Raw genomic sequence first — 15,121 nt, 5'->3', positions numbered from 1 at the left:
TTCATGCGGTTAAAATTTATCTTTGAAAGCGAATGGTATATATTTGTCTGATCTATATGAATTTGCGCTGGTTTGTGATCATCAAAAGAACATTTACTCTTCTTATCGCTACATTATCAGTATCAGTAAACGCGTTTGCTGATTCTTTGCCTGAGCGTATCGATAACTTCACCAAACTATTTGATCATGAAACGGCAATCGAATCTTATGATATTCGTTTGCTTCAGGCTGATTATCCAACGCGCCTAATCACGCCTTCTTCAATGCTGCCGCAAACCGCAGAATACCCACTTAAAGATATTCAGCGCCTATACCAGTTATCAAAAACCTGTAGTGGTAAGTTGCCGTTGAGCCCTTTGATCACTGAACCTTTAGTGTTTACGCGAGCGATGTGTAAGGGCACTAAATTGTCGGATCGTTGGTTTAGCCGTAGTGGCTTGATTCATCCTGGTGGTGGCTCTTATGCGGCGCGTTATGTTGAGAAGTACCCAGAAAAATTCGACTCTCTGAAACGCTACATGCATATACAAGAGCGTCCGAATACTGAAAATGATGAGCTACTGTCTCGCTTGCAACAGATGGATAACGAAGCAATCACCGCGCTGTTGGCTGGCGCTAGCATGTTCGTCGAGCTTGACGAAATGTGGGTGAAACGTGGTGACAGATACTATCTATACAAAGAATCTGATTGGCATGAAAACGCCACGGTAGCAGGGTTGTCGTTCAGCTTATCGTCAGAAGGTAAGAGCTGTTTCGTCCAACGTGGTAACGTGTGTTGGGAAATCGAAGATCATTCTGAACTGCTTCAGGTCGCAATGTTCATCTTGGTGATCGCCAACATCATGCTTGTGCTAGGTTGGGCCATATACCGTTGGAACAGTAAGAAACAGGAATTGAAGAGTCGTATGTTGGTTCTTCAGATCTTAACGCACGAACTGAGAACGCCGATTGCGAGCTTATCATTGACCGTTGAAGGGTTCAGACGAGAGTTCGAACACTTACCTGAATCGGTATATGATGAATTCCGTCGACTGTGTGAAGACACGCGTCGTTTAAGGCAGTTAGCAGAGGCAAGTAAAGACTATTTACAGTCGGACAATCAACCACTTGCAACAGAGTGGGTTCCAAGTGTACAAGAGTGGTTAGAGTACAAAGTTGAAGAAGATTTCGCTCCTGGAATCGAGCTACGAATCAACCAAGATATTGCTGCGAAAGTGAACGTATATTGGTTAGGAACCTGTATCGATAACCTGATCAGGAACGCTGTTAAATACGGTGTCGCACCAGTGATACTAGAACTGAATACTTCTGACAAGAAGCTGACATTCAAAGTTATAGATAATGGAGACTTGTCCCGCAAAGACTGGGGGCAACTAAGAAAGCCATTCGTTAGTAAGAGTGGACTAGGTTTAGGTCTGACGATAGTAGAGTCTATGGTCGGAAAAATGGGCGGTCACATGACGCTAATCGGCCCCCCGACAACATTTATTTTGGAGATACCTTGTGAAACAGACATTGCTTCTCGTTGAAGATGATAAGAATTTAGCTGATGGCCTATTAGTTAGCCTTGAGCAAGCTGGGTATGAATGTTTACATGCTGAACTGATCTCTGAAGTTGAAGGCTATTGGGAACAAGCGGATCTAGTTATCCTAGACCGTCAACTTCCTGATGGTGACTCAGTAGATTCACTTCCAGGTTGGAAGAAGAAGAAAGATATCCCTGTAATTTTGCTGACAGCATTGGTTACAGTAAAAGACAAAGTAGCGGGCCTAGATTCCGGTGCTAACGATTACCTAACGAAGCCATTCGCAGAAGCTGAGCTGTTTGCTCGTATTCGTGCGCAGCTTCGTCTGCCAGACGCTGAAGAGCAGGACGCATCAAAAGTTATCGCTCAAAACCTTGTTATCGACAAGGCAACACGTGAAGTGTTTTTCAATGAGCAAGAAGTGACGCTAACACGCACTGAATTTGACTTGTTGTTGTTCTTGGCAAGCAACCTAGGCCGCGTATTTACACGTGACGAACTACTAGATCACGTATGGGGATACAACCACTTCCCAACAACTCGTACCGTAGATACGCATGTTCTGCAATTAAGACAGAAGCTGCCAGGTCTAGAGATCGAAACGCTGCGTGGCGTTGGCTATAAGATGAAAGCGTAATGAAAAAAGCCTTACTTCCACTATTAATGCTGTCGAGTGTCGTTAACACCGCACACGCAGCAGATTGGTTTAAAAGCAGTGATGCTCTGACTCAAGTACATAAACATTTGTTGGATAACGACTTACCGCAGATGTTTGATTCTTTAGTGGAAGTTTGGCAAATCAATGCTTCTCAATCCCGAGAAGATCACCTCAACGAATTGTTTGACCAAGCGTTGAACAAAGATTGTGGTAAAACCCTCACCAAAAAAACTTTGCCCGATTGGATAAGTTCGGTCGTCGTCAAAAGGCACATTATTCAAAGCCCTGGCCGAGACACATTCCGAGTTTCAATTGATGTCGAATCTGAGCAAGGCATTCAAGATATCACCTTCGAAAAGTGGGTCGACAAGGTTGTCTCTTCCGATAGTGAATTCACGAAAGAAAGTGAGGTGGTAAACAATGCCTCTGTCAGTTTGTACCGCAAGCGTTACAACCTAGCGTCGCAGTTGGATTCTGGTTTGTATCGTCTGAACGTGAAAGGCGATGGTGGCAACTCTTGGAGCACATGGATTGTTCTTGGTGAAGTAGCGATGCGTCAGCAAGTGCGTTGGGCATCTAAAGATACATGGCGAATTGATAAGAAAGACTTACTCAACCCATATTGTCCGTTACCTAAGCTGGAAGTCGGTTTATACGACTATATCGACGAGCACTATGAACAAGTGTGGGGTAAGAGCTATGAGTCGGATTATCCGATGAGCTTGTCTGGTGAAGATTTACCCAATGACCGATACGTTCTGGCTGTTTCTATGGTGCATTCACGCTGGCAAGGCGATATAGCGATAGAACAAGCACAAACTATCAGTAAAACTTATGATATTTCTAGCGAAGAAGAGTTAAAGTAATTTAAAATTGTGCCGTTAACTATGTAAGGGATCTAACAAAGATAAACGGCATGAAAAAAACTACTAAACTACTCGCAGCGTCAATTGCATTCGCCAGTCTTCCTATTTCAGCAGCAAACTACGCCATTGAAGCGCGTGGTGATGCGATGGGTGGTGTTGGTGTTGTTTCTGCAAACTTCCTAACTGCTCCATTCTATAACCCAGCATTGGTTGCCATTTACCGTCGCAACGATGACATGGGTATGATTACGCCAAGCTTTGGTGGTAACTACAATGATCCTAACGATATGAAATCAAATATCGATAGTGTTATTGACGCTTCAAACACCGCAGACCTAGATGCCGCTCTGAGTAAACTTGATGGCAATCAAGCAAACGTAGAACTTGGGGGTGTTGTGGCATTCGCACTTCCTAACCAGTTTGTTGCTGCGAACCTTTTTGCAAAAGCTTACACAGAATCTTTTGCAACACCTGACGTTTACACGACCGGTTCCGACACGGACAAAGTCGAGTTGTCTACCGTTGAAGCTGTGTCAATCGGTGTAACTGAAGTTGGCCTTTCTCTTGCGAAATACCAAACCTTTATGGGCCAACACATTTCTTTTGGTATTACACCTAAGATTCAACGTATCTACACATACAACTACATTGCATCGGTTAACGATTACGATCTTTCTGACGTAAGAGAAAACAGCAATGGTGAAACTGCATTTAACATGGATGCAGGTGCGCTTTGGTTCTTCGGACCGTTCCGAGTGGGTGTTGCTGCGACCAACTTATTCTCAAGAGATATTGAGACGAAAGATACAACCCGAACATTAACTAGCAGCACAAGCGGTGCGACACATAAAGTTGGTGGTAAATACGCTTATCAACTTGAGCCAGTTTACACCGTTGGTGCAGGTATCGTGTCTGACTACTTCTCGTTAAGTGTTGATTACGATTTGAATGAAACTGAAAAGTTTACTTCGTTTGAAGATAACGAGCAGATGATTCGTGTCGGTACTGAAGTTGATTTGTTGCGTCAAATGCAGCTGAGGGCAGGGTACTACAAGAACCTAGCTTACTCTGACTCGGAAGGAACTATCACAGCCGGTATTGGTTTGTCGCCACTTAATTTGTTCCAACTAGATCTAAGTGCTAACTACACAAACGAAAACGCAATGGGTGCATCTATCAATTTCCTTGCTAGTTACTAATAGTCCTTATATAGTTCTGCTCCTAAATAAAGGAGCAGAACATGCTAAACGACTTACCAACCCTTTCTCACGAAGAACAACAAAAAGCTGTTGAACGAATCCAAGAAATGATGAGCCAAGGTGTTAGCACAGCACAAGCTATCAAGATCGTTGCTGAGCAAATTCGTGAAGAAATGAGTAACAAAGAAGAGTAGGGCGTCAGCCCTTCTTTTTTATCATCTTAATGCACTATAACTAAAACAATTGCACGCCAATATATTATCTCGCCAATCACAACCTTAATACCGCACTAGAGTACACACCTTTATATTCTGATAATCCACATATATTCAATAGTTTACCTCGGAGTAATCTACTTCTTGGGGTGTTTTTCACTTTTGTTTGTAATTAAGTTACAAACAAAAGTGAAAGTTAAACATTCTGATTTTTTGGTGTCAGTATTTGTGTCACTAGCCGTAAGTTGTTCAATATCAGAGCTTTTTTAACGTTCGTGACGCTGTGACTTCAATGATTCGCGAATTGATTAAGCAAAATCTCAATGAGAAAGGTTTTATGGTTTAAGTTTGGGAGTGTTTGTGGCGAGCAGCGATACTAAGATACTCAACGGCAGATCTACGTATCTAACGCTGATTAGACTAGGGTTCGTATACTTAGCGCAGTAGAAAGCATTAGCTGAGTGCGCTTTAGTGCGGCTAGTACAAGGTCCGTATTGAGGTGGATAGTGATTTACTTAAGCGTGTGCTTCAGCTTGAAGGAAGTTAATTCATGGTCGCTAGAATGGGCAACGAGATTAGAAGACTTGCCATGCAAAAGTGGCGAGCATTGGGGATTTAGTTTTGCTGGGCAGCTATCTTACAGCGGCTTAGAGACGGGCAGATGAAAAACGATGAGATGGACTTAAAACGTCACGACTTGGTTTCGTCCGTTGTACTTTGCTTCATACAGTGCTTTGTCTGCTCGTTTGATTGCGGAACGTATCGACTCGTTCTGCTTAAGCTGTGTGACACCAGTAGAAGCTGTCACAGTTAGCCCGTTCGGCCATGCCTTTGTGTCCATTGCTAGGTACAAGTTATCAATTGATTCGTGACACTGTAGCGTGGTTTGTTCTAGACAAACCAGTAGAAACTCTTCACCGCCCCAGCGATAAAGTAAATATTGCTCACCAAGGGTTTCGTAGGTGGTAGCAACAAACTGAATGAGAACTTTGTCGCCTATTTCATGGCCATGCTGGTCGTTGATTTTTTTGAAATGGTCTAAATCAAACAACGCAATGTGAATGATTTTCTTTTGTTGCGCCAGTCTTTCGAAATCATAGAAGGTATCTAGTGCTTCGGTTCTGTTTCGACAGCCAGTTAACGGATCGGTCGATGCTTTCACCTTTAGTTCTTCAATTTCTTGGGTTAAATAGCGTTGTTGCTGTGTAGAACGAGCTTTATTACGTCGAGCGATATGTAGAGCGCAGCATACATAGTAGACGGCATATATTACCCATAATCCAACCAACAGCTCACCTAGCAAAGCCTTGCTGATGATTTTACCGTGGAAGACAATACTAGAGATCTTAATTGAATGATGCCCAGCAAGCGTGCTCGCACCAAGCCCGAGTTCAACAGATACTGCGTTCGTGATGTCTACCGCGCTAACAGAAACTGGGTGGTTATAATGATCAATCCACCAGAATGGGACGTTGAAGTAGTCCAAGTCGATGTGGCTTGCATCTGGTAGCGAAAAGTCTAAGCGATTGAACTTGTTCGACATTGCATCGCCTTTCACACTGTAGCGCTCGTCGTAGTTACGAATGTAAAAACGAAACCTTGGGTTATCTTGTCCTTCGTAATCCATGTTAATGGTTACCGAATCATACGTGGAAAGATCTAAACCTTTGCCTTCTTCAGATAGCACGAATTCAATCTCACAAAATGGCTTGCTGTAGGTACGCTTAAAGTCACACTGTAACTCTATAGCATCTTTTAATCTGCGTAAGGAGCCAACTGTTCCGCCATTATGGATGCGGTCTGTGTTAACCAACGTAGGGTATTTGTCTGGCCCAATGACGTAGCTCTTGTTCATGAGCTTATCAAAAGAGAGTAACGACAATAGGGTGATTGCTAGGCAAAAAATCGAGAGGAATATGTTGAGTTTGCGGAATGCTTTGTCGCTCATGATATTTAACCCATACACGTAATTTGAACCCAATGCCGCATTATTTTAGAGTAGGTTCAATCAGATGTTAGAGTATTTGTATTCGTAGAATCGCCATACCCTAAAAATTAGTTCTTAGTTGATGTTTATACAGGAAAGCTAGCTATTAAACCAAATAGAAGTTTAAAAACTGAACGCAGAGCATTGATTTTGAATGTAATTTAGTCAGTAAGTACCGTTTTTACGGGGGTTGAAAATTAACTGTATAAATATACAGTTAATTTAAGCGGGTTTGTTTATTGTCTTTATAGCGAATCTGAGGCCTTTATGAGTTCGCTAAGTAGCGGGCCGCAAAAGCAAACAGTTCTTTAATTCGATAGCATTACGCTGTCACTTTTTTGGTGCGTTTCTTAAGTGGGTAAGGCGAGAACATGAGGAAATAACCTCAAACTAACCCCTGAACTGTTTCAGGTAATACATGATTAGAGTCTGATTTCTTTGTAGCTTAATAGCTTTGAGCACAGGTCAAGTTTAACTTACATTAGTGATAAACAGGATATGGTAATGGCTAGGTTTAAGGTCTTAAAATTTTGGTGGTTCTAAGGCAAAGCTAGTACCAAGTGCAGGTTGCTACAGAGCGAGATCAAATGTGGGCATTACAGTGCATTCGGAGTCTAAACAGTCAAAGCTAGAAAAAACAATCTCGGTAGGCACAGACTCGAAACGCATAAATCCAAGCATCTAGATTTTGTTTGTGTAGTTAGTTGACGTGGTCGCGTGTGTGAAATCTGAAAACAGAACAGCAGGATTACTGACAAAATCTACAACAGAACTGGTAGCGATCGCTTGTAAGTTGTAAGGAATTGAGCGTTTTAAATATTCAGTGGTTAGTATCAGTTGAGAAGTTATTTTTCGTGAACAAAGCAACGTAATTGTCTGGCAGGTAACCGTAACGAAATAAAGGCGAATTATAAAAGGTGCTCGGTGAAGAGCCAGTAAGAGTGTTTAGCTGATGTAATTAAGGTGGTACGAGTTATTTCGATTTAACGTGTAGCCAAACAACCAAAGTGATTACACGAATAAATTTAATCAGCGCGTACGTGAAATCTGTCAGGGATAAGGCTCGCAAAGCTCTCAGATTTCAACGTAGATCACTGCGTATTATGTACGTTATGTTAAATTGAACTTGCTGTTTATAAGGCAGGACTCTATGTTTGATGCCCTGCCTTTTTATTGTGTCGGTATTCTTTAAATTATACTGTGTATTTAACCATGTTGGTTATTTACCATAAAATACCTAATATCCAGTGATAATAATCTTCGATTTTACCCCTGGTATTAGTTAGAGATTAACCGCCAGCAAACTTAACTTTGTAGCCTTTCTTTTCGAGGTGCGCTTTGATCTTATCGCGCGCGTCGCCTTGAATTTCGATGTTGCCATCTTTTACTGAGCCACCACAGCCACAAACTTTCTTAAGCTCTGCTGCCATTAATTTTAATGGCGCGTCATCTAGATCTAAGCCAGTTACTACAGAAACGCCTTTACCTTTACGGCCTTTGGTTTCTTTTTGGATTCGAACGATACCATCGCCTTTTGGACGTTGGACTTTCTCTTCTTCAGGTTTGATACGACCTGTTTCTGTTGAATATACTAGGCTCATAATTTACTTCTTTTGTTGCTCGGCTTTTTGTTTAGCGATTAAGTAAGCTTCGATATGACGTTGTATTGCCGTTTTCCCGCCTTTAATAAGACGTCCGTTAAACATGCAATACCATGCGTTGGGCTCACCAGTGTCATTTTTGATTTGGTAACCATTGAAATTTTCAGTTTGGCCACCAGTCCCTCTAGACTTACTTAATGCTGTGAACTCTTTTGGGTCAATAATAGATGCAGTATCAATCCACCAATCGATACTCTTTTTTACGGCTGCTAAGTTACCTTGAATAACGTGGTTTTTTAATTTAGTACGCCAAATTGTGTTTGTGGAATCAGTCGATTGCAGATGGATCCCACGGTAAATTGAATTAGCCATATCTATTGATCATCTTTTTGTTTTCACTGCATTAATCATAAGTATACTAATAACGATAGCAAGCATAATATGGCAAAAACACCTGTCGAGGTACGGTAATTTGAGAAAAAATGTCCCTATTTTAACCGACTCTGCGATAATTAATTCGTTTGTTGAAAAATTAAACAGAGAATCTTCGGTTGATGTTATCGACGAGTTAACAGGCTACCAATATTCTCGTAATTCACTGTTGGGTATCTACAGTGATTGGAACCGCTACCATGCTTTCTGCACTAAGCTCCGCATCAATACACTCCCTGCGTCAATTACTGCAGTTCGTCGTTTTTTAGAAACTGAGTCTAGTAATAGAAAATTTGCTTCATTAAAACGTTACACTGCAACGCTAAGCATGTTGCATACCGTGCTTAACTTCCCCAACCCTATTAAGCATAGGCAAGTTCGCTTCACCCTGCTCCACTTACAAGCTCAAATGACTGGTGACGCTAAACAAACAAACGCGATGACATCTTCACACCTTAGCGAATTAAATACCTTGCTTGCACATGAGAAGGCAACGCTAAAAGAGATCCGTGACATAGCGATCTATAACGTGATGTTTGAGTGTGTTTTAAAGCGCTCAGAACTTAAGTCATTATCATCGAGCGATGTTGAGAGTGTCGATGGTGTTTATCAAATCGCAATCAAGGACTCGCTTTACAAGCTCTCGCCAGTTGCAAGTTCGTCACTTGAACGTTGGCTCAGTTTTACAGGGCTGGAAGATGGATTATCTCTGTTTCGGGCAATTGATAAGCATGAAAACATTAGCCTCCAACCACTAGATGATTCGTCAATCTATAGAATACTAAGGCGTGCTAGTGACTTACTTGATTTGGCAGAAAATCATCACTTTTCAGGAAACTCGATACGAGTTGGCGCGGCGCAAGAGCTTTCTAAACAAGGGCTCAAGATAAGAGAGATTCAGGACTTTGGACGTTGGCTTAGCCCTGCAATGCCTGCACAGTATGTTGGTTACTCGAATACGGCTGAAAGTGAAAAAATGAAGTATAAGGCACTAACACCATGGCAATAAGCCATTGCGACTAGTCAAGAGACAAAAAAGACAGAAGTAAAAAAGCGGCTTGGAAGTTATCCAAGCCGCTTTTTATTGTGAATTGATTATACGAATTCTCAGAAAATACGCTTAAGAAAGACTGGTTCTTACGCAGTTTTCTAGGAACTGAGCGAACTTATGTCCGTCGTGTTCAACCATTTTTGGGAACATCGAAATTGGTGTCATGCCTGGGAAGGTATTAACTTCGTTTAGGTAGATCTCATTATCTAGCGTTAAGAAGAAGTCGATGCGAGACAAGTGACGAAGCTTCATTTGTGTAAACACTTTGCGAGCGCTGTCCGCAATCAGTTGACGTTGTTCATCAGTAAGATTACTTGCTTCAACTTCTGTGATCGAGTGGCTATCTGCGCTGTATTTTTCTTCGTAAGAGTAGAATGCGCCATTCGGTGCAATTACCTCGCCTGGCTTGCTGATATACAGCTCCCCGTCGATTTCATAAGCCGCAACTTCCAACTCTCTTGGTACCACTGACTTTTCAACAAGCACTTGATCTGAATACGTAAATGCTTTGTTGATAGCTTCACTCAGGTATTCAATTTGGTTAACTTGATAACAGCCAACAGAAGAACCTTGGCGCGCCGCTTTCACGAATACCTTGCCCCACTTTTCAAAAGCTTGAGTTGCTTGTGAATGAGCTTCGTCTGTATTGTCAGATAGGAATAAGTATGGCGTGTTTGGAATACCCAATGCGTCATACCAAAGCTTAGAGGTGATCTTGTTGAAGCTGTTATTGCTAGCTTCAGAACCACAGCCTAGGTACGGGATTTTTGCCATTTCAAACAGTGATTGGATATCACCGGTTTCGCCAGGGAAACCATGGATACAAGGTACGATGAAATCAACTTTTGACTCTAGATCATCACCACGTAGCGTTTGATTATTGATATCAAGATATACTAATTCGCCCGAATCTAGACACCAGCCTTCGCTCTTAATCTCAACTCTCACTACGTTAAAATCTTCAACGCTCTTAAGCTGATCAAAAAGGTAATTGGCTGAAACTAAAGACACTTCGTGCTCTGAAGATCCACCGCCGCATAGTAGAAGAATGTTTGTGGTGTTCATGGGTAAATTCGGTCCTTGAAACTAGGAATACTGACTTCAATGATAAACCAAAGTCGAAATAGGTACAGTGTTTTGATTGTTAAAATTGCGTCCGAAAGATCGAGCGATTAACTATTAGACAAAACGGTTCGTCTTAAAACAAAAGAAGGAGCATTTGCTCCTTCTTTACGATTTAAAACTTAGTTTAACTTGTTAAGCGTTGGGTATTCAGAGTTCTTGATGTCATCAATACTCTTCACGAATGGCTTCAAGTTCTTAAGTGAACTCGGTAGTGTTGAGATAGCCTTTTTCGCTTCTAAACGTGTTGCGTAGTCACCGTAAAGTACTGTGAACCACTTAGTGCCATTAACCATCTTGTAGTTTTCCCAAACTGGTTGAGAAGTCGTTGGTAGCATTTTCACAAAAGAGTCGACTTTACTTTGGCTGCCAACCGCAACAACTTGAACTGTGTAACCAAAACGCTGGTTCATGTCTTGTTGTTTCTTAGTTGGACCTTTCACTGCTGCAACTGGTTTAGCCTGAGTTGTTTTAGTGACTTTCTGCTCAACAGGTTCTGTTCTGATAACGTTAACAACATTCTCTTCAACAACGCCTGATTGCTGTGATTGAGACACAACTGGAGCTTCAACTTTGGCAGTTTTGTACTCTTCTTGATAACTATCTGAAGTCACATCCGTGATGTAGTTTTCAGATACACATGCAGCCAAGAGCAGTGGCAAAGTCGCAATTGCAATTTTTTTCATGGAAAGCTCTATATCCTTAATAATAATTACTATAAATCATGCCGATACGTCGGTTTAGAATCAAGTTAACTTTGAGATTATACACCATTAGTGGGTGACCTATTTCACAAACTTAATGCAGTGTTTGCTTATTCATCTTAATTCGGTGAATTTGCCATCAACCTGTCATCGAAAAGTAAGTTACGATGAACTTACGTGCATTGCTAGGATATGTCTATGAATCATCTTGATCCCCTACTGAAACCCCGTTCGATTGCTGTTGTTGGTGCTTCTCAGCGCGAAAACCGAGCGGGATACATCGTTATGAATAATCTGTTGCACGGGGATTTTAAAGGCGCGGTAATGCCGGTTACGCCTAAATACGATTCTGTGGCGGGTGTACTTTCCTACAAAAACATTTTGTCGTTACCAATCGTTCCTGACCTTGCGATTCTTTGTACCAACGCGACTCGCAATATAGCTATCTTTGAGGAGTTAGCGGAGAAAGGCATTGCGTCTGTCATTGTTCTATCTTCAGACATGCAACAACCGAGTGATAACGGAGAAACGTACGACTCACGATGCCTAGCGATTGCGAAAAAACACAATATAAGAATGCTTGGTTCAAACAGCTTAGGAGTGATCATCCCTTGGCTTAATTTAAATGCATCCTTCTCTCCTGTTACCGCACTGCCCGGCAAGATTGCGTTTGTTTCTCAATCTGCAGCGGTGTGCACCACGATACTTGATTGGGCGAATGATAAAGAGATTGGTTTCTCTGCATTTATCTCAATCGGTAACGGCACGGATATCGAGTTCTCTGAGCTGTTGGATTACCTGAGTACCGACTCTCACACCGAAGCGATATTGCTTTATGTAGACAGCATTAAAGACGCCAGACGCTTCATTTCGGCTGCCCGTGCAGCTTCACGCAACAGGAGAATACTAGTATTAAAAGGTGGCCGAACCGCCAAAGGCCGAGCTGCTGCAATGGCACATACTGGTGGGGCGGATACACTCGATATTATTTACGACTCGGCCATTCGTCGTAGTGGCATGCTGCGAGTTAAGAACCTGCACGAACTGTTTGCTGCCGTAGAAACCCTAACGCACTCGGTCCCATTACGGGGAGAGCGACTCGCAATCGTCACGAATGGTGGTGGCCCTGCGATTATGGCTGTTGATACGTTATTCGAACGTGGTGGTAAACTCGCTGAGTTATCAGAAGAGACGCTCGAAAAACTCAATAAGGTGTTACCTTCAAGTTGGTCGCATAGCAATCCTATCGATATTGTTGGTGATGCGGGTGATCAGCGTTATATCGATACTATCAACACACTACTCGATGGCGACGAAGCGGATGCTATTCTCATCATGCATAGCCCCTCTGCCATCGCACATTCTGCTCAAACCGCAGAGCGCATTATCGACGCGATTAAAAAGCATCCTCGCCACAAGCGATTCAATATTCTTACCAATTGGTCCGGTGAACTGACGGCAAGGCCTGCTAGAAAGTTGTTCACAGAGGCTGGTATTCCAACCTATCGAACGCCGGAAAGCTCAGTAGTTGCATTCATGCACCTGGTTGAATACCGACGCAACCAACGTCAGCTTATGGAGACGCCAACTACGGCTGAGAAAGTCCATATTGAAGACTTAGCGGATGCCAGAAATTGGATAGAACGCCAACTGCTGGATAAAGATACAGTTAGCCTTGATACCCATCAAAACAGTCAGTTTTTCAAACACTTCAACTTGGATGTGTTACCTACTTGGATCGCTTCTGACCCAAGTGAAGCGGTGCATATTGCAGAAACCATTGGATACCCTGTCGCAGTCAAACTCCGTTCACCAGACATTGCGCACAAGTCTGACGTTCAAGGCGTAATGCTTAATTTAAGAAACAGTAATGAGGTCGCAAATGCGGCACAAGCGATTTTGGATCGCTCTCAGTTATCGTTCCCTACTGCGCATATTCATGGCTTGCTGGTTCAAGGTATGGCGAAACTGGCTGGTGGACAAGAGCTTCGCGTGAAAGTCACAACCGATGAAACATTCGGTCCTATTATTCTACTAGGTCAAGGCGGTTCCGAATGGGATGAGTCGATTGACGCGGCCGCTGCTTTCCCTCCACTTAATATGACACTGGCTCGTTACTTGATCATTCGAGCGATAAAGAGCGGCAAGATTCGCCTACAAAAGCTGCCTAACCCTATCGACATAGAAGGCTTGTCGGAGTTGCTGGTTCGTATTTCTCAAATGGTGGTTGACTGCCCTGAAATACATGACTTGGATATACATCCAGTACTTGCGAATGGCGATAAGTTCACGATATTGGATGCCGATATCATATTGAAAGCATACGAGGGGGATCCGCAAGAAAGACTAGCGATTCGTCCTTACCCTGTAGAGCTTGAAGAACGTATCCAGTTAAAAGATGGCACAGAAGTGTTGCTACGCCCTATTCTTCCTGAAGACGAACCACTCCATGCTGACTTCATTAACCGAGTCTCGAAAGAGGATCTCTACAAGCGCTTCTTTAGTGATGTGGGTGAATTCAATCATGAAGCGTTAGCTAATTTTACTCAGATTGATTTCGATAGAGAGATTGCTTTTGTTGTGGTGCGTGAAGAGCAAGGCGTACCAGCAATCATTGGCGTGTCTCGGGCTCTTATTAACCCAGAGAATACGGACGCCGAATTCGCGATATTGATTCGCTCTGATCTTAAAGGCGTAGGTTTAGGCCGAATTCTGATGACCAAGGTTATTGATTACTGCCGTGCCAAGCAGACTAAACAGATGTCGGGAATGACGATGCCAACTAATAGAGGAATGCTGACATTAGCTCAAAAACTTGGTTTCAAGCTAGATATCTGTTTTGAAGACGGCACAGCAGATATGGTGCTTTCGTTACTTGAGTGACCATGTTTTTTTAAGGTGTTGGATGCACCATGATTTGGCGTCACCCATTTTATTGCGTCGCCAAGCCATAACGATGTCAATAGGCTGGGGTTCAGTACCTGTGATTTGCTTTAAAACACCAGATTCAATTAGTGGATTAGCAACACTACAAGGTAATGTGCCAATACCTAACCCGCTGGTTAATGCTTCGACTTTTGCCGGAAAGCTCGTCACCGTTAAACGCGGCTGCTTCTCTAATATATTGATGCTTAATGCTGGCTGGTCACGTGCCGTATCTGCTATTGCAATCACCCTGTAACTTTCCCTAGCCTTTTGATCAAAATCGCCAGAACGCTTGTGAACGTAATGATTGGATGCTGCTACCCACACCATTTCCATTTTACCAATCACGTCACTTTTCAGGTCATTCGGAATGGTGTCGACTTTCGGGCAAACAAGAAGGTCGGCGCGGCCATCTGACAGTGACTCCCAACATCCCGCTAAGATCTCCTCTTGTAAACGGACACGCGTTTTACTGATTTTCCCTAGTTCATCGACAAGCGGGAAGAAATTAGCAATTGGGATAATGCCATCAAAAGCGATAGTTAAATCCAATTCCCATCCATTAGCTAGAATACTGGCTTCGTTGACGAGCCTTTCTGTCGCACCAAGGATCACCCTACCTTGTTCAAGTATCAACTGACCTGCCTCTGTAAAGTTTGCTCGATGGCCAGAGCGGTCAAAAATCATGATATCTAAGTCTTGTTCAAGCTTTTGAATTTGGTAGCTGAGTGATGAAGGCGCGCGGTCCATTTCATTGGCCGCAGCAGCGAAACTCCCACGTCTATCGATGGCGTCTAGGATGTGTAACGCTTCAAGTGTTATTGGGCTATGCATC

General features: G+C 42.8%; 13 protein-coding genes. 7 read left to right on the top strand and 6 right to left on the bottom strand.

Annotated elements, in window-relative coordinates:
• Positions 1–56: 56 nt before the first annotated feature.
• The 5 genes from L0991_15520 to L0991_15500 are packed head-to-tail and all read left to right on the top strand — an operon-like array spanning position 57 to position 4,443.
• Entirely contained in the window at positions 57–1,529 is a 1,473-nt protein-coding gene (locus tag L0991_15520) for a sensor histidine kinase (GenBank protein ID XGB64960.1), read from the top strand.
• Complete coding sequence (locus tag L0991_15515) at positions 1,504–2,163, top strand: response regulator transcription factor (GenBank protein XGB64959.1); 660 nt, start codon at positions 1,504–1,506, stop codon at positions 2,161–2,163. The genes L0991_15520 and L0991_15515 overlap by 26 nt, the downstream gene beginning before the upstream one ends.
• Positions 2,163–3,050 (top strand): DUF2861 family protein, encoded by an 888-nt coding sequence (locus L0991_15510; GenBank protein XGB64958.1) that lies wholly within the window; start codon positions 2,163–2,165, stop codon positions 3,048–3,050. The genes L0991_15515 and L0991_15510 overlap by 1 nt, the downstream gene beginning before the upstream one ends.
• Positions 3,051–3,100: 50 nt before the next feature.
• Positions 3,101–4,249, top strand: a complete 1,149-nt coding sequence (locus L0991_15505; protein XGB64957.1) for a conjugal transfer protein TraF — start codon at positions 3,101–3,103, stop codon at positions 4,247–4,249.
• 41 nt (positions 4,250–4,290) lie between these two features.
• Entirely contained in the window at positions 4,291–4,443 is a 153-nt protein-coding gene (locus L0991_15500; GenBank protein ID XGB64956.1) for a YoaH family protein, read from the top strand.
• 703 nt (positions 4,444–5,146) lie between these two features.
• Here the strand turns inward: L0991_15500 and L0991_15495 are convergent.
• From L0991_15495 to L0991_15485, 3 genes are all read right to left on the bottom strand, one after another.
• Positions 5,147–6,412 (bottom strand): GGDEF domain-containing protein, encoded by a 1,266-nt coding sequence (locus L0991_15495; protein ID XGB64955.1) that lies wholly within the window; start codon positions 6,410–6,412, stop codon positions 5,147–5,149.
• Positions 6,413–7,740: 1,328 nt separating this feature from the next.
• The gene (gene yciH, locus L0991_15490; protein ID XGB64954.1) at positions 7,741–8,052 is read right to left on the bottom strand and encodes a stress response translation initiation inhibitor YciH; all 312 of its coding nucleotides are present in this window, start codon (positions 8,050–8,052) and stop codon (positions 7,741–7,743) included.
• Between the two features lie 3 nt (positions 8,053–8,055).
• Positions 8,056–8,424, bottom strand: coding sequence for a DUF3319 domain-containing protein (locus L0991_15485; GenBank protein ID XGB64953.1), 369 nt, complete (start codon positions 8,422–8,424; stop codon positions 8,056–8,058).
• 100 nt (positions 8,425–8,524) lie between these two features.
• Here L0991_15485 and L0991_15480 point away from each other — a divergent pair, with 100 nt between their 5' ends.
• Positions 8,525–9,493, top strand: coding sequence for a tyrosine-type recombinase/integrase (locus L0991_15480; protein ID XGB64952.1), 969 nt, complete (start codon positions 8,525–8,527; stop codon positions 9,491–9,493).
• Positions 9,494–9,604: 111 nt separating this feature from the next.
• Here the strand turns inward: L0991_15480 and L0991_15475 are convergent, their stop codons facing one another.
• Positions 9,605–10,600, bottom strand: coding sequence for a D-alanine--D-alanine ligase (locus L0991_15475; GenBank protein XGB64951.1), 996 nt, complete (start codon positions 10,598–10,600; stop codon positions 9,605–9,607).
• Positions 10,601–10,779: 179 nt separating this feature from the next.
• Positions 10,780–11,343 (bottom strand): SPOR domain-containing protein, encoded by a 564-nt coding sequence (locus L0991_15470; GenBank protein XGB64950.1) that lies wholly within the window; start codon positions 11,341–11,343, stop codon positions 10,780–10,782.
• Positions 11,344–11,559: 216 nt separating this feature from the next.
• Between L0991_15470 and L0991_15465 the strand changes: the two genes are divergently transcribed.
• Positions 11,560–14,244 (top strand): bifunctional acetate--CoA ligase family protein/GNAT family N-acetyltransferase, encoded by a 2,685-nt coding sequence (locus tag L0991_15465; GenBank protein ID XGB64949.1) that lies wholly within the window; start codon positions 11,560–11,562, stop codon positions 14,242–14,244.
• On the opposite strand, the gene L0991_15460 is transcribed toward L0991_15465, so the two are convergent.
• Positions 14,233–15,120: a LysR family transcriptional regulator gene (locus L0991_15460; protein XGB64948.1), complete on the bottom strand. Its 888-nt coding sequence runs from the start codon at positions 15,118–15,120 to the stop codon at positions 14,233–14,235. The genes L0991_15465 and L0991_15460 overlap by 12 nt on opposite strands.
• Position 15,121 lies beyond the last annotated feature (1 nt).

It is taken from the genome of Vibrio chagasii (assembly GCA_041879415.1).
Classification (GTDB): Bacteria; Pseudomonadota; Gammaproteobacteria; order Enterobacterales; family Vibrionaceae; genus Vibrio.
This window is presented reverse-complemented; position numbering and strand designations above follow the sequence as displayed.